This window comes from Kordia zhangzhouensis, from assembly GCF_001005305.1.
Taxonomy (GTDB): Bacteria; Bacteroidota; Bacteroidia; order Flavobacteriales; family Flavobacteriaceae; genus Kordia; species Kordia zhangzhouensis.
The window spans coordinates 69,822-85,003 of sequence record NZ_LBMH01000005.1; the positions used below are offsets into that span (position 1 = coordinate 69,822).

The 15,182-nt window shown below is 32.7% G+C and carries 16 protein-coding genes; 3 read left to right on the plus strand and 13 right to left on the minus strand.

The window, feature by feature from the left end; all coding sequences use genetic code 11:
• Positions 1-7: 7 nt before the first annotated feature.
• From AA088_RS08955 to AA088_RS08995, 9 genes are all read right to left on the minus strand, one after another.
• Positions 8-562 (minus strand): hypothetical protein, encoded by a 555-nt coding sequence (locus AA088_RS08955; protein ID WP_046744652.1) that lies wholly within the window; start codon positions 560-562, stop codon positions 8-10.
• Positions 555-1,121 carry a DUF4255 domain-containing protein gene (locus AA088_RS08960; RefSeq protein WP_046744653.1) on the minus strand — a complete coding sequence of 189 codons (567 nt, stop codon included), beginning with the start codon at positions 1,119-1,121 and terminating at the stop codon, positions 555-557. Before AA088_RS08960 ends, AA088_RS08955 begins: the two co-directional genes overlap by 8 nt.
• A 256-nt stretch (positions 1,122-1,377) precedes the next feature.
• Positions 1,378-2,004: a dTMP kinase gene (gene tmk, locus AA088_RS08965; RefSeq protein WP_046744654.1), complete on the minus strand. Its 627-nt coding sequence runs from the start codon at positions 2,002-2,004 to the stop codon at positions 1,378-1,380.
• A 91-nt stretch (positions 2,005-2,095) separates the two neighbouring features.
• Positions 2,096-2,284, minus strand: a complete 189-nt coding sequence (locus AA088_RS08970) for a hypothetical protein (protein ID WP_046744655.1) — start codon at positions 2,282-2,284, stop codon at positions 2,096-2,098.
• A gap of 44 nt (positions 2,285-2,328) precedes the next feature.
• Positions 2,329-2,517: a hypothetical protein gene (locus AA088_RS08975; RefSeq protein ID WP_157547127.1), complete on the minus strand. Its 189-nt coding sequence runs from the start codon at positions 2,515-2,517 to the stop codon at positions 2,329-2,331.
• Between the two features lie 132 nt (positions 2,518-2,649).
• Entirely contained in the window at positions 2,650-3,330 is a 681-nt protein-coding gene (locus AA088_RS08980; protein WP_046744657.1) for a response regulator transcription factor, read from the minus strand.
• Positions 3,331-3,342: 12 nt separating this feature from the next.
• Positions 3,343-4,137, minus strand: a complete 795-nt coding sequence (locus tag AA088_RS08985; protein WP_046744658.1) for a sensor histidine kinase — start codon at positions 4,135-4,137, stop codon at positions 3,343-3,345.
• A 6-nt stretch (positions 4,138-4,143) separates the two neighbouring features.
• On the minus strand, positions 4,144-4,782 hold the full coding sequence (locus tag AA088_RS08990; protein WP_157547128.1) for a hypothetical protein: 639 nt from the start codon (positions 4,780-4,782) through the stop codon (positions 4,144-4,146).
• Between the two features lie 8 nt (positions 4,783-4,790).
• Positions 4,791-5,141 (minus strand): hypothetical protein, encoded by a 351-nt coding sequence (locus AA088_RS08995; protein WP_046744660.1) that lies wholly within the window; start codon positions 5,139-5,141, stop codon positions 4,791-4,793.
• A 233-nt stretch (positions 5,142-5,374) separates the two neighbouring features.
• On the opposite strand from AA088_RS08995, the gene AA088_RS09000 reads away from it, so the two are divergent.
• The 3 genes from AA088_RS09000 to AA088_RS09010 all read left to right on the plus strand — a co-directional run bounded on the left by AA088_RS09000 (position 5,375) and on the right by AA088_RS09010 (position 7,635).
• The gene (locus tag AA088_RS09000; RefSeq protein ID WP_046744661.1) at positions 5,375-5,953 is read left to right on the plus strand and encodes a phage tail protein; all 579 of its coding nucleotides are present in this window, start codon (positions 5,375-5,377) and stop codon (positions 5,951-5,953) included.
• 52 nt (positions 5,954-6,005) lie between these two features.
• Complete coding sequence (locus AA088_RS09005) at positions 6,006-6,584, plus strand: phage tail protein (RefSeq protein ID WP_046744662.1); 579 nt, start codon at positions 6,006-6,008, stop codon at positions 6,582-6,584.
• Positions 6,585-6,666: 82 nt separating this feature from the next.
• Complete coding sequence (locus AA088_RS09010) at positions 6,667-7,635, plus strand: T9SS type A sorting domain-containing protein (protein ID WP_046744663.1); 969 nt, start codon at positions 6,667-6,669, stop codon at positions 7,633-7,635.
• 222 nt (positions 7,636-7,857) lie between these two features.
• Here the strand turns inward: AA088_RS09010 and AA088_RS09015 are convergent, their stop codons facing one another.
• The 4 genes from AA088_RS09015 to pabB all read right to left on the minus strand — a co-directional run bounded on the left by AA088_RS09015 (position 7,858) and on the right by pabB (position 14,954).
• Positions 7,858-9,690 (minus strand): DUF885 domain-containing protein, encoded by a 1,833-nt coding sequence (locus AA088_RS09015; RefSeq protein ID WP_046744664.1) that lies wholly within the window; start codon positions 9,688-9,690, stop codon positions 7,858-7,860.
• Between the two features lie 15 nt (positions 9,691-9,705).
• On the minus strand, positions 9,706-12,153 hold the full coding sequence (locus AA088_RS09020) for a protein-disulfide reductase DsbD family protein (protein ID WP_046744665.1): 2,448 nt from the start codon (positions 12,151-12,153) through the stop codon (positions 9,706-9,708).
• An 83-nt stretch (positions 12,154-12,236) separates the two neighbouring features.
• A complete protein-coding gene (gene tilS / locus AA088_RS09025; protein WP_046744666.1) occupies positions 12,237-13,547 on the minus strand; it encodes a tRNA lysidine(34) synthetase TilS in 1,311 nt (436 codons plus the stop codon).
• Between the two features lie 93 nt (positions 13,548-13,640).
• Positions 13,641-14,954 carry an aminodeoxychorismate synthase component I gene (pabB, locus tag AA088_RS09030; RefSeq protein WP_046744667.1) on the minus strand — a complete coding sequence of 438 codons (1,314 nt, stop codon included), beginning with the start codon at positions 14,952-14,954 and terminating at the stop codon, positions 13,641-13,643.
• Positions 14,955-15,182 lie beyond the last annotated feature (228 nt).

The window sequence follows — 15,182 nt, forward strand, 5'->3', positions numbered from 1 at the left end:
TAACCGGTTAGGTATTTAGATTTACTTCAAATGTGAGCGTTACTGGTGTCGTTATATTAGCTTCTTGTATGTTGAGTTGAAAAATAGCGTCTGGTTGTGTCCGTTCGCGTATGTTGGTGTTTTGAGAGACTGTTCCTTCTAGATCTCCTGCGTTGTATACAACAAATTCGTCTAATGCTAAATCATTCCAAGCAGTGTTTTCTCGATATTTTTGAGTTGCTTTAGCATAAAACTCCAAATCAATATCAATCACTTGTGGCAACCAATTGGAAAATGTTCGATCAGGCAAAGTAGACGCATATCCAACAATACGCTTATCTGTTACTTCTACACCATCAATTACCAATACTTCATCTACGGTTTCTGCAACAAATTCTTCTTGTTTTTTGAACAATACCACAAATCCTTCTGGAATGATTTTTACCACTAACTTGTGTTTTTCAATTAATTGTGCTGTTTTCTCATTAGGATATATGGTTACATATTTTGCTGCTTCCAATTCGCTTTCGTGTTGCAATTTTACAATGATCAATGGAGCGTATGTGTAACTAAATCTACTCATAATGTGTATTTTCAGATCCTATTGTAGTAATTACAGCTGCTAACTTTTCAATGTCTCTTTCTAAAGCTGAAACTCTCGCTTTATACAATACACTTGGCACTTGTTTTCCTCCAAGCATTCCCCATATATTGTTGAGTTGTTCAAAACTTGGAGAGCAGAGCTCCATATTGAGTTCTATATCGTCTTCATCTGCCGTAAAGGCAAATTTTCGTTGATGTTGAAAAAACTTAATCGTTTTATAGATTACCGCTACTGCTTTATCATATTGAAGTGTGCAGGAAAAAAGCAAATAATAGTTGAGATGAATTTTGGGAAACCGTTTGTCTAACTTGAAAGTTCCTGCATTTTCAACAAGTCGCTGATTAGGAAAGTTTTTCAGAGTACTTTCTTCTTCAATTCGCACAATTGTAACCAATAGACTGTCTCCATCTATATCATTTTCTTCCGATTGAATATCTGCTACATTTTGCGCACCAATTTTTACCGTAATTCCTGCTAAGGTATTAATGTAAGTTGCCAATCCGTCAGCATTCAATTTATCTACAAACTTGTTGATCATGTTGTTTTATTCAATTGCTTTTATTCAATACAAAACAAAACTATGGATCATACAAGCCTTTTAATAGAGTCAATTAGCTAATTTGATATGGGAAAAACACTTTTTATAGATTAGGAGAAAAACACTTTTTTTCAGGAAAAACACTCTTTTTGTCTCTTTTTTCTGAATGATATAATTAATTGGAAACTACGTATACTCTTATGAAAAAAAATCTCTTCGTATAGAAGAGATTGATAATCAAATATTTGTGTATGTACTAAGATTGTAGTGTCGATTGAATTACTTGCCAGAGAGCCTCGGTTACATCTGTTGGTGTATTATTACCATTGATTGATATAATATTTTCTGTTTCTTTTAATTTTTCAAAGGCTTCAAAATATTTAGATTGAACCGCTTTTAAATTATCTAATGTTTCATAAATTTCAACATGTTCCCTGTTAGCATTGATTCGTTTCATCGCAACTTCGGGAGATACATCAACAAAAATATTTACCGAAGGTTTTAAAATTGTAGCTGCCATTTTGTTTGAATCAATTACCCAATCCAAATCACAATGTACTCCATGATATGCATAAGAAGAAAAATAATATCTATCAGTAATTACCGTGTATCCTTCTTCAAGTTTTTTAAGAATCCCGTTCGTTTCATGAAGAATATGATCTAGTCTATCGGCAGCAAACAGTGCTGCAATTACTTTTTCATCTGCAGTTTCTTTTCCTCCCAATATGTTTCTAATCATTTTACCAATACGCATATCAGTAGGTTCAAATGTAAGGTATACTTTGTGCCCTTCAGCTTCTAGGCGTTTTGCTATGTTTTTGGCTTGTGTGCTTTTTCCACTTCCGTCTATTCCTTCTATGGCAATGAAAAGATTTTTCTTCATGTATGTGTGATTATCTCCGCCAAAAGTAAAGATAATATTTAGTAAACTAAAAAAGCCCAGAAATTAATTCTGAGCCTTTGCATTTTTAGTTTTAACAACCATTTAAAGAAAGATTGATGGGTTCTTGTGGTGAACAGTCAATATCTTTATCCGATAATAAACAATATTTAATTGGCTTTGTCCAACAATATGCTGAATCGGCTCCTCCTTTCAATTCGTTAATATTAGTAAACTTTGCTAAGTTGATTTTATTAAGTTTTAGCTTTTTATGTTTTTTCATAATATTGGGTTTTAGTTTTTTAAATTAATTTTTAAAGCAATCTACTAGCTGATGTTACATTTCCACGAGTGGCAATTGTCACAAGAAGACCATTGACATGTATTTTTAGCTTGCCCAGAACCTGCTGCTGCTGCTGCATCTGCATCAGCGTCACTAGTAGCACCACCTTTAATATTGGCAACCGCTTTTTTGTTAAGTTTCAATGCGAATCTTTGATTTTCTTTTTTCTTCATGTTTAAAAAGAGTTTAAGTCCTACTCTGTTATTAATTGGTTTTTCGGATACCACCATTGAATGCGCAATTCAATGATAGAGTTCGGACAATCAAAATTCGTTACCCAATATTTTTTTAAAAAAAAGTTTTATTTAGAAATCAGGAGAAAGTTCAATCAATTTTTTCTGAATTCCATATATGACCAATCCTGCCACGTTTTTAGACTCTGTCTTAAGCAGCAAATTGTTTCGATGTCCTTCTACAGTTCGAGGACTGATAAAAAGTTTTTCTGCAATTTCATTGGTCGTATATTGATTGCAAATAAGTTCTAAAATCTCTTTTTCACGTTTGGTAAGTAAATTATTATCTAAATCACTTTTAATACGCTTACTTTTAGCAGAAAGAAGGTTTTCATGAATAATTTGTAATACGCGTTCATCATAGTAAAACCCTTTATCATATACTTCATTGATTGTATGGACTACAACTTTTGGCGAAGTATTTTTTAATAAGTAGGAAGAAGCTCCTACATCAATCATATTTGTAATGAATGACTTTCCGTCGTAACTTGTTACTGCGATTACTTTGATATCAGGATAGTCTTTTTGTAGAATTTTTGTGCTTTCAACACCATTTAATAAAGGCATTTTTAAATCCATCAATACCACATCTGGTTTTTCCGGTGCTTTTTTTAATTTATCAATAAGATCGGAACCATTTTCGGCTTCAAAAACGATTTCAAAATTTTTGACTCGTGTAAGGATGAATGACATACCGGCTCTGAAAAGCGCTTCATCATCCGCGATTGCTATTTTAATGATTGGTGTTTCCATGGTAAGTTCGTTTTATATGGTAATTTCTACGTTGACTCCTTTTGATGGTTCACTTGTATAAGCAATGGTCCCTTTAAGGAGAGAAACCCTACTTTCTATATTTCGTAACCCTAATCCCTTTTGAGTGCCAATTTCATTGACATCAAACCCTTTTCCATTGTCTCTGTAAGATAAGGATAAGTTTTTGTTTTGTGCCTTAAAATTCAATTCAATGCTCTTTGCTTTGCCATGACGCAGAGAATTATTCATAAGTTCTTGTACAATTCTGAATACATGCAACTCATTATCTTGTGTGAGTGCTCCAACATTATATTCTATATGAGAAGTTACATTTACTTTTTTACTATTGCTAAATTCATCACACAATTCTTCTAAGGCAGCTCCGAGTCCAAATTTTTCTAAAATTGGAGGCAATAAATTATGAGCAATTTTTCGAGAACTTTCAATCGTTTTATTCGTTACACGCAACATGTGCGTTATGATTTCTTCAGTTTCTTTGGATGAAATGTTTTCTTCTTCCAATAAAAAATTAGCACTAAGTGATACTACATTAAGTTTAGCGCTAATTGCATCATGTAAGTCCTGCGCTATTCGATTGCGTTCTGCTTCTTGTGCTACAATTGTAGCCTCAAGCATTTCCTTTTGGTGATTTAGTTCTAATGTTTTCTTTTCTAATTCTTTTTGAATAATCTTTTTTCGCGACAGATAAAAAAATAAAATAAGTGTTAGTGCCATTACTAACAACAGTATTACGCCAAAAATAACCACTGTGATGACACCATTATCTTCAATTAAAAGTGAATTCATACTGTGTTATTTTGAGTTTATCTTTTTACGATCGTATATCCATTGAATGAGAATAGTGATTTGGAATACAAGAAAAATAAAAGCATTCAATATCCACAAGGCAATTTCTATATTAGCTTCAATTTCTAATCCTGCTTTTGCTATTGAAAACAACAATATAGTACCTAATAAGTAGAACAAAATACCACTATTAACTAAGTATAATTTCAATTCTTTGTCTCCAATATGATGAAAAAAATAAGTAATTGAATAAAATATAAGTATTGAAGACGTGGTAATAATTCCTATGGTATTGTAATTAAAAAATAAACTAGGAGTCCATGCATACTGAACCCCTAGTAATATTGAGACTATAGTTAAGACCATTAGAATATATTTTCGTAAACTCTTGGTTTTGAAAATAGCATAATAAAACAAGCTTAGCATTACAAATTGTGCTATCATGTATGTATTTGCTAGGAATGTATTATCAATTACCAATTCGAAAAACACAGTCACTAAAATTTGATTGATTGCCATCAAAATCAGGTATATTGAAAAATATCGATATGCTAAATCCTTCGATGTACTATGCTTTGCGTATAAAACAGCATTTACAATCAAAACAACTGTGGAAGAGTCAGAAAAAATATCTAATAATGACATTAACCTTATTAGCTATTTAACACATTTTTATTTCCACACTGTTGAGGACATGGTTTTGTATAATCATATACGAATTGACCACTAGCTTCATCAATCATATCATTTCCTTTACTATCAACACCTACAATAAGCATATGGACAGTTCCGTTTTCATCAATTCCTAAATATCCTCTAATATTTTCAATTCCTTTTTCAACCATAACTTCATTAATATCTGTCATAGGTATAAAAAAACCATTGATTTGTTCTTCTCCTGTTCTATTCCTCCAAGCTTCTGTCCAACCTGAAGCTACTGATACGGGAATTGTGTTAGGTGGATAAACAATTTTACCGTTAACTTCTCCAAATTTTGAATCCATAATAATAATAAATTTTCTAGTTAGTATGGCTTAAAAATAGTAAATATATCAACCTATTTTCTACAATTCTTACTCAAAAAAACTTTTTCATTTAGAATTACGTACTTCTACGTGTTTTTAATTTTACGTGAATAACACAGTAAAACTCTTATATAATGCATCTATTTTTGATGTTATATCATTTGTCATAAAAATGTTATATTTATTCTTTTAACCTTATAAACTATATTATTATGGATCCATTTATCGGAGAAATTGTTATGTTCGGAGGGAATTTTGCACCAAGAGGTTGGGCATTTTGCCAAGGACAATTATTAGCTATCTCGCAAAACACTGCGTTGTTTTCCATTTTAGGAACAACGTACGGAGGTGATGGTAGAACTACTTTTGCTTTGCCTGACTTACGAGGAAGAAGCGCTATTCACCCAGGAACTGGTCCAGGTTTATCTACTATTAAACTTGGTCAACGAGGTGGTGCAGAATATCATACATTGAATGTATTGGAAATGCCAAATCACTCGCATACTGTTTCTTTTAGTGGCGGTGGTGTTAATGCTGCTGTAAGCTTGCCTGCTGTTGCGGACGAAGGTACTTCTGACGAAGCTTCAGGAAATATTTTAGCAAGTGGGATTACAAATTTATATGCTTCTCCTAGTGCTGCTGATGCCACTTTAGCACCAGCAAATGCTGCAATTTCAGGAAGTGTTAATACATTAGCTACGGGAGGAAATCAATCTTTTTATATCAGAAATCCATTTGAAGGAGTGAATTTTATCATCGCAATGGTAGGAGTATATCCATCTAGAAGCTAAAATTAGTCATTAGCTTTACTTAAATCGATTTAATTAATTAAAAAAATATATTATGAATCCATTTTTAGCGCAAATAGTCATGTTTGCAGGAAACTTTGCTCCTAGGGGTTGGGCTCTTTGTGACGGACAATTATTGCCAATTAACCAAAACCAAGCACTGTTTTCGCTTTTAGGAACCACTTATGGTGGTGATGGCAGAACAACCTTTGCTTTACCTGACCTAAGAGGAAGAAGTCCTATACAACAAGGTCATGGACCAGGTCTATCAGACATCAAATTAGGACAAAGAGGTGGTATGGAAACCAAAACACTAACTATTACTGAATTACCAAATCACTTTCATACGGTATCCTTCGGAGGATCTTCTGTAAGTGCATCGGTAAGTCTTCCAGCTGTAGCTGATGAAGGTACTACAGATGAAGCTTCTGGTAATATCTTAGCAAGTGGTATAGACAAGCTTTACGCTACTCCTAGTGCAGCGGATACAAATCTTGCTCCTTCACCTGCTGCCTTAAGCGGAAGTGTAAATTCTCTACCAACAGGAAATCAGCAACCATTCAATATTAGAAATCCATTTTTGGGTATTAACTATATTATAGCTTTACAAGGAGTTTTTCCTTCTAGAAGTTAATTTTAAATGCATTAAGATATTGTAAACAGTATCTTAATGCAAACTTTTTTTCGTATTTTGCACGAAAATAAACTACACAATTATGAATAAAAAACTACTTTTTATAGCCTTTTTAATGGCTTTTTCTACTCAAATATCTTTCGCGCAGTGGTCACTTGGAGATATTGCCTTTACTGGATATCAATCTGATAGTACTGGCAATCCTAGTGGAGAAAATGATCAATTTACTTTTGTATTGTTAAGAGATGTAACTGCAGGAGAGCAAATCAGTTTTACTGAAAATGGTTGGTTTGCTGCTGGCGGGTTTAGAACAGGAGAAAATACTGTTACTTTAGAATTTACTTCTGCATTAAATTGTGGAACTCAAATTTCAATTTCTGCTACTCCTTTTGTAGCTATTGAAGATGGAGGTGGTATGAGTGCTGGAAATTTAACTGGAACTGCATTAGCTTTATCTGTAAGTGGAGATCAAATTTTTGCTTACGATCCTAGCAACACACCTAGTACTGGAAATGAATCTGGATTTATTGCTGCTATTCAAATGAACGGTGGATGGGATGCAGATGCTATAGATTCTACAACTTCTGCTCATCCAGCTATTTTTTCAACGTTAGCAAACTCTTCTATTGCAATTACTACTGAGATTGATAACGCTATTTACGATTGTTCTACTACAGAAAGTGATGATGTAAGTGTGCTAAGAGCTGCTTTCCATAATGAGGCTAATTGGCTAGTTGACAATGCAACTCCTTTTGATCAACCTGCTCCTTGTACATTATCATGTACTACTTTATCGACTATAGTATTTGGATCAGAAGAGCCATTTGCAATTTATCCAAATCCCTCAAATGGAAATATAACCATTAAAAATACAGGCATACCACTACAAGAAATTATTATTTCTGATGTAAACGGTCGTATTTTAAAAACTTTAGATATGGAGGGTATTACTCAGAATAAGGATATAAATTTACACCTTAGAGCTGGAGTTTATTTTATGCAAATGAATTCTGATAATGCTTCTGTAACTAAGAAAGTGGTTATTGAATAAAAATATTAGTATTTTAAAATTTATATAAATTAAAAGCGAATCACCTCTTATGATTCGCTTTTTTATATCTATATGATTTCATTAATATTTCTTGCAACTTACTTCCTTTTATCCTCCTATTAAGGAATTAGATAAAAAACTCAATTTGTAGCTGCTTTAAGGATTTGAATTCTCAATATCTATGTACAGTACTCACTTTGAGGTTTTAATAAATTTATGAAATTATTGTTTACTGTCAATCCATTCGTCTACCAAATTGCTTAAAACATTGAGAGGCACAGCACCATTGCTTAATACAACTTCATGAAATTCACGAATATCAAACTTGTTACCTAGTTTTTCATTAGCATACTTTCTCAATTCAATAATTTTATTCATTCCTACTTTATAGGCTGTTGCTTGACTTGGCATTACAATGTGTCTTTCCACCATTTTTATAGCGTCTGACTTCGCATTTGGCGTATTGTTTACATAATAATCAATTCCTTGTTGACGCGTCCATTTTTTAGCATGAATTCCAGTATCAACCACTAATCGGCAAGCACGCCAAAGTTCCATTGCTAAACGACCAAAATCTGAATATGGATCACCGTAAAAGCCCATTTCTTTTGGAATCAATTCAGAATATAGTCCCCAACCTTCTACATAGGCTGTGTAACGTCCAAATTTTCTAAACATAGGAACATTTTGAAGTTCTTGCGCAATAGCAATTTGCATATGATGTCCCGGAATTCCCTCATGATATGCCAATGCTTCCATTTGGTAGCTAGGCATTGCTTCCATTGCGTACATATTTGCATAATAGGTTCCCGGTCTTGAGCCATCTAATGCAGGTTGTTGATAAAATGCTTTTCCTGCAGATTTTTCGCGAAACGCTTCTACTGCTTTAACTTGAATATCAGCTCTAGGTTTTGTAATAAATAACTCGTTTAAACGAGATTTCATACTATCAATAATTGCTGTAGCTTTATCCATGTATGCTTTTTTCCCTTCAAGAGTTGCAGGATAGTAAAACTGTGAATCCTTTTTCATGAAAGCAAAAAACTCTTTCAATGAACCTTTAAATCCAACCTTATTTTTTATGAGATCCATTTCATGATGAATACGCTCTACTTCACGCAGTCCTAATTGGTGAATTTCTTCGGCGGTCATGTCAGTGGTTGTTGTACGCTGCAACGCTGTTTCATAAAATGCCGCTCCGTTTGGAAACTTCCATACACCATCATCCATTGTAGCTCTCTTTTTTTGCTCTTCTAGTAATGAAATTAAAGCGCTATAGGCTGGTTGTACTGACTGTAATAATGCGCTTTTAGCTTTTTCTTTAAGCTGTTCTTTTTCTATAGCATTCACATCTAAGTTGGCTACTTTAGTGGTGAAATCTTCCCAAAGCGTACTGTTCTTCGAACTTGTATCGAAAGGCTTTCCTTGAATGATATTTCTTGAATCATTAATTACATGTTCAAATACAAATTTAGGAGGCATAATCCCTGCTTCTTCACGTGCTTTTAAGTTTTGTTCTAATTGAGCAAACAGTTCTTTTAATCCATTTAAACGAGAAATATACGCTTCTGCATCACTTTTACTATTGATTTGATGCATATTGATTAAAAAAGCAGGAATTTCAGCTTGCATTCCATGCATTTGATTCAAAGGATAATTGTATAATCTGTAGTTATCATCTTCAATGTGGTTTTGTAATTGCTGCTTATATAATTGCAAACTTAACACTGAAGATTCATCTAATTTAGCAGTATTGATATTTGCATCAAGCCACTTTAATCGTTCTTTTGCCTTTTGCAAATGTTTTTCTGCTGCTTCAGGAGAAATATCATCCCATTTACCATAGTCAGTCCTATCACCTATTCTGGTTTGCATCTCAGGAGAGTCTTTTAGGTCTTCTTTAAATTGCTCATGAAACCAATTATTGAGAAATGCAGAATGTTGTGCAATTTCATCATTTGTGTTTGTATCCTGAACTGTTTTTACTTTTTTTTCGCAAGAAGCCAAACCTATCAACACAAACCATACAACTATGCCTTTTATTATATTTTTCATAGAATTGAAGCTTCGTTATTTTTTCTTTTCAAAATTCTCAATACCCTTTTCTAACCAGTTTTTATATTTTTCACTATCTGGCGTGTATCCTACAGGTTTTTGCAACATTTCCATATTTGGTGATAGTAATACATAATAGGGTTGTGAGTTGTTATTAAAGTTTAATGTTTGTAATGTAGACAGTTTATCTCCATATGTTTTAATCTTTTTGATATTTCCGTTTCCTTTATCAAACTTGAATTTTTTATCTTCAGGCAATGGTTTTCTATCATCTACATAAAGAGAAATTAATATATAGTCTTCATTTAAAATATTGAATACGTCTGGCTGACTCCAAACTTGTTCTTCCATTTTACGACAGTTCACACATGCCCAACCTGTAAAATCAAGCATAATAGGCTTGTTCTCTTTTTTTGCTACTGCAATTCCTTCGTCTAAATCTTTATAGCATGGCAATCCTAACGGACAATCGCCATGTTCAGTGTTTTCAACTCCTGCTTGTTGATCGTATAAGCTATAGAATAACGGAGGAGGAAATCCGCTAAGCAATTTTAAGTTAGCATACTTTGTATTGGTCAACCCAGGAATTAGATATAGTACTAATGCTACTACCAAAATTCCAAACGAAATTCTTCCAAAGCTTAACTTTTTGAGAGGACTATCATGTGGGAATTTAAGTTTTCCAAAAATGTATAATACTAAGCCAATGCCTAATACAACCCAAATTCCTATAAATATTTCTCTTTTTAAAATTCCCCAATGCGATACTAAATCTGCATTAGATAAGAATTTCATCGCCAACGCCAATTCAATAAACCCTAATACTACTTTTACCGAATTCAACCAACCTCCAGAACGCGGTAGAGAATTTAACCATTTAGGAAACATAGCAAATAGCGTAAAAGGTAATGCTAAAGCCAAACCAAATCCACTCATTCCCATAGTCAATTTCATAGCTGGATCTCCTGCTGCAAGCGTTGTACTTCCTAATAAAGCTCCCAAAATTGGCCCTGTACATGAAAATGAAACAATAACCAATACCAAAGCCATTAAGAAAATTCCAATTGCGCCACCAATTGTATTTGCTTTAGAGTCTAATGAGTTACTCCACGAAGCTGGCAATGTAAGTTCAAAGTATCCAAAGAAGGAAAATGCAAAAACTACAAAAACCACGAAGAATACGACATTTAGTGTCGCATTTGTCGATACGTTATTCAAAATTTCCGGATCTAAAGAATCTAATACGTGAAATGGTAAACTTAATAAAAAGTAAATCAAGAAGATAAAGAAACCATACAACATTGAATTGAATAGTCCTTTTTGTGTATTGGCTCCACTTTTTGTAAAAAATGAAACCGTTAAAGGAATCATTGGGAATACACATGGCGTCAATAAAGCAATTAACCCTCCTAAAAATCCTAAGAAGAAAATTGTCAAATTACTCTTTTCTCCTATTTCAGATTCATCTTTAAAATCTTCTTTCCCTGTTACACCTAAGTCTAACTCATTAGATAACTGAATGTCTTTTTCTGTAAGTTCTACATGTTGTTTAGCAACAACTGTAGAGTTGTCTAAAGGAATTGAAAACTCAACTCCTGTAGGAGGTAAACACTTTTCGTCATCACATACCATGTAAACAACTTCTGCGTTAATTACCTTTGTATTGGCATCATTTAGCTTAATTTTTTGAGTAAATGTAGCTTCCTTTTCATAAAAAGAAATATTCATTTGAAAAACCTTGTCAAATACATCTTTGGTAGGAGATTCCTGAACAGTATCCACTAACTCATATGCTTCTCCTGTATTTTCAAAAGTAAACTCTGTAGGAAAAGGACCTAAGTCTCCATAATTGCGTTGTGAATATAAGTGCCATTTATCTTCTATAGAAGCTTTAAAAACAACCTCATATTCAGTATCTGATAATTTCTTTACCGATGTTTTCCACTGTACAGGGTCAAATACTTTGGATTTTTCATTTTGAAAAAGTCCTTTGCTCTCCTCTACGCGTCCTGGTAGTTGAAATGTAAATTCTTTATCTCCAAGTACACATTTTTCGTCATCACAAGATTGATAAATTACCTCTGAAGTAATACTGGCTAATTTAGGATTTAACACTTCTATTTTTTGAGTAAACGTGGCTGTTCCTTTAAAATAAGTTAGCTCTGCTTGAAAAACCTTATCAAACTTAGTAATACCTTTACTTTCTTGAGATTTCCCTATTAATTTAAAGTCATTAATTTGCTGAATAGAATCGTACATAAATTCAGTTGGAAACCCACTATTCTCTTCCAAATATTGTGAGTACAACCTCCATTTTTCATCTATTTCAGCTTTGTAAATAAGATTAAATTCTGTGTCTGAGAGTTGTTCAATTTCTGTAGTCCACTTTACAGGATCAATTTCTTGTGCTTTAACTGTAAAAGTTATGACACATAAAAGTAAAAGTGTGAGTAATTTTTTCATCTGGTGATACTTTTTTTTCTAATTGTCAGATGGAATTTGTCAATCGTCATGTTTCTTATTTTTTAACATCTTTTTGACTCATTTCATTGCAATGTTAGCTTAATAATAGTGTTAGTTGGTTGGGTTATTTTATATCGATTATCTGAGCGTTTCCCGATAATCCATACAATATCATTTTCGTTACAAAGCAGCCATTGTTGTTCTTTTTCAATCAGTGAATACTTTTCATCTTTAAAGTACTTGCTCAATTTCTTTTTTCCCTTCATTCCCACTGGATAAAAATAGTCTCCTTTTTGCCATTTTCTTACGATTAAAGGAAATTTTAACATCTCTTTATCCAAATAAAGAACGGTGTTTGAAGTGTTAGTAATCTGAGTTACTTCTTCAATGTGTAACTGAATAGGTTTTTGTATGCTTGATATTAAATTTGGAATTAAAAATTCCGTCGATTGTTCATTTTCTGATTGTCTTTGTAACAGTAAATACTCTCTATTTTTGATTAAACGAAATTCTTTTGAAAATATTTGCTTCCCTGTTTGTCCTTCTAATAAATCTATAACATCAGTCCAAGAAGTAAATCCATACACTTTTAACAACTCGTATAAATACGCTTTAGGATGCGATAAATTATGGATTGTAGCAATCTTTATTTGATATATATCTTCAGATATTTTTTTTACGAGTTTTTCTCTGAGTTTTGTAATTGTATCCTTTATAATAAATTCACTTTCACGCAGATGCTCTTGAGTTTTCTCAAAATTAGCCAAAAATGATGGATGCAATTCTTTTAATTTCGGAACAATTTCATGACGAATTTTATTACGAACATATTTAGTGGAAGCATTACTACTATCTTCCCTCCATGATAACTGCTTCGCTTCTGCAAATTTCTGAATTTCGCTTCGAGAAAAAGCTAATAACGGACGTATTATATTTCCATTTTGCTCAGGAATTCCTGTCAACCCTTCTATTCCGGTTCCTCTTGACAAATTGATTAAAAAAGTCTCTAGCATATCATCTTTATGATGTGCTGTAAGAATAAAATCATAATTAAATTCTTTGATAAGCTCTTGAAACCAATCGTAACGCAATTTTCGAGCTGCCATTTGGATAGATATTTTATGCTCATTCGCATACATTTCTGTATTGAATCTTTGTATATGTGTCAACACTTTCAGTTCGTTCGCTAAAGTCGCAACGAATACTTCGTCTTGATCACTTTCGGCATCTCTCAATTGAAAGTTACAATGAGCTATCGCAAAAGAAAAAGTAGCTTCAGAACATATTTTTGCCAATACAACACTATCCAATCCACCACTCACAGCGACTAGCAATTTTTTCTGTGTTAAAAAAGGAAAGTGTGTTGTAATATGTTTTGTAAAATTCTCTAGCAAACGAATAGGCTTAACAGAGTAAATCCCTTATTATACTTAGTTTCCCAAAGATAATTAAATAGCCGAATTTTCAAATAAAACGACTTAGAAATGTTAGTTTTCTAATGCTTCACGCATCGCTTTTGCTTTTAACAAACATTCCTCATATTCTTTCTCTGGAATAGACTTTGCTGTAATTGCTCCACCAACCGAATAGGAAACATATTTTTTAATTTTGTCATATAAAATTGTACGAATTACTACATTGAAGTCAAAATCATTATTTGGAGTAAAATATCCTATTGCACCTGAGTAAATTCCTCGTTTGGTTTCCTCTAAGTTTTCAATAATCTGCATAGCAGAAATTTTTGGCGCACCTGTCATACTTCCCATTGGAAAAGTAGTTTTCAGAATCTCTATTGGATTTTGTGTTTCTGCTACTTCAGATACTACGGTAGATATCATTTGATGAACTTGCGGAAAAGAGTATATTTTACAAAGTTCTTCTACTTTTACGCTTCCTTTCATTGCCGTTTTAGAAAGATCATTTCGTACCAAATCAACAATCATGATATTTTCCGCACGTTCTTTCTCATCTGTCTGCAATTGGGTTGCAATTTTTTGATCCTCCATAGGGTTTTTCAATCGTTTTGCGGTTCCTTTAATGGGTTGAGAAATGACTTTGGTTCCTTTTTTTTGAATATACCGTTCTGGAGAAGCTGATAAAATGAATTGATTATTTAAACGTATGTATGTAGCAAATGGAGGCTTTGAGATTGAATTTAAGTGAATATAGGTTGAAAGTGGATCAATTTCAGCGTTTTCAGCATAAAACTCTTGACAGAAATTAGCTTCATAAATATCCCCTCGATGAATATGTGCTAACATTTGCGTCACTTTCTCATAGTATTCATCTTTATGAATACGAAGTTTTATTTTAGGACGCTCTTCTTTATTGGAAGCAGAATGTGAAAATAAAGACTGGTCAATTTCACTTGAAAGAATAGTTTTTAAATCATCTTCCAATTCATCATCAACCATTGGTAAATACTGAACTTCTAATGTATTATTTTTTAAGAGAAATAATTTTTTAGGTTGAAAAAAGTACAATTCTGGAAATTCAAGTCCGTCATAATTTTGAGACACTAAATTCTTTTCTACATCATTTTTCAAGTCATATGATAAGTAGCCAAAAATCCAATCATTGGTCAACTGTTGATACTCTTGTAATTTTTGAAAAGCGTTTACATAATCTGTTTGCAAAAGTGTAAGCGCTTCTACTGCTAAGATTGCATCATAGTTACTGTTTTTTGAATGATAATCGTTAGAATCAAGCCAAATTATTTCATCAAATTGCTGACTCCAAAGCAGTAACTGCTGCTTTATTTTTTGAGGATTCTGAAGGGAAATTGTTTTAGTAACTCTCAAGTATGCACATTTAAAATGCAAATTTCTTAATTAATGTCCGTACTGCCAAATGTTTGTTTGCAAGTTAATTTTTATAGATGTAATCTTTATAATAGGCGATACAACATATCATTAAAAAAAAATAATAATTGATTTTCAATATTTTAAAAACAGCCCTTATTTTTCATTGAGTATTAAAATCCCGAAGAAAAGTACTCTTTTTAAAAGCACCGTATGCAAGTAAAGCTT

Coding starts and splice junctions, on each gene's coding strand:
- tmk (WP_046744654.1), bottom strand. CDS start 2,004: ATGAAGAAAAATCTTTTCATTGCCATAGAAGGAATAGACGGAAGTGGA.
- AA088_RS08985 (WP_046744658.1), bottom strand. CDS start 4,137: ATGAATTCACTTTTAATTGAAGATAATGGTGTCATCACAGTGGTTATT.
- AA088_RS09015 (WP_046744664.1), bottom strand. CDS start 9,690: ATGAAAAATATAATAAAAGGCATAGTTGTATGGTTTGTGTTGATAGGT.
- AA088_RS08990 (WP_157547128.1), bottom strand. CDS start 4,782: ATGTCATTATTAGATATTTTTTCTGACTCTTCCACAGTTGTTTTGATT.
- AA088_RS08970 (WP_046744655.1), bottom strand. CDS start 2,284: ATGAAAAAACATAAAAAGCTAAAACTTAATAAAATCAACTTAGCAAAG.
- AA088_RS08980 (WP_046744657.1), bottom strand. CDS start 3,330: ATGGAAACACCAATCATTAAAATAGCAATCGCGGATGATGAAGCGCTT.
- AA088_RS09020 (WP_046744665.1), bottom strand. CDS start 12,153: ATGAAAAAATTACTCACACTTTTACTTTTATGTGTCATAACTTTTACA.
- AA088_RS09005 (WP_046744662.1), top strand. CDS start 6,006: ATGAATCCATTTTTAGCGCAAATAGTCATGTTTGCAGGAAACTTTGCT.
- AA088_RS08960 (WP_046744653.1), bottom strand. CDS start 1,121: ATGATCAACAAGTTTGTAGATAAATTGAATGCTGACGGATTGGCAACT.
- AA088_RS09010 (WP_046744663.1), top strand. CDS start 6,667: ATGAATAAAAAACTACTTTTTATAGCCTTTTTAATGGCTTTTTCTACT.
- AA088_RS08975 (WP_157547127.1), bottom strand. CDS start 2,517: ATGAAGAAAAAAGAAAATCAAAGATTCGCATTGAAACTTAACAAAAAA.
- AA088_RS09000 (WP_046744661.1), top strand. CDS start 5,375: ATGGATCCATTTATCGGAGAAATTGTTATGTTCGGAGGGAATTTTGCA.
- AA088_RS08955 (WP_046744652.1), bottom strand. CDS start 562: ATGAGTAGATTTAGTTACACATACGCTCCATTGATCATTGTAAAATTG.
- AA088_RS08995 (WP_046744660.1), bottom strand. CDS start 5,141: ATGGATTCAAAATTTGGAGAAGTTAACGGTAAAATTGTTTATCCACCT.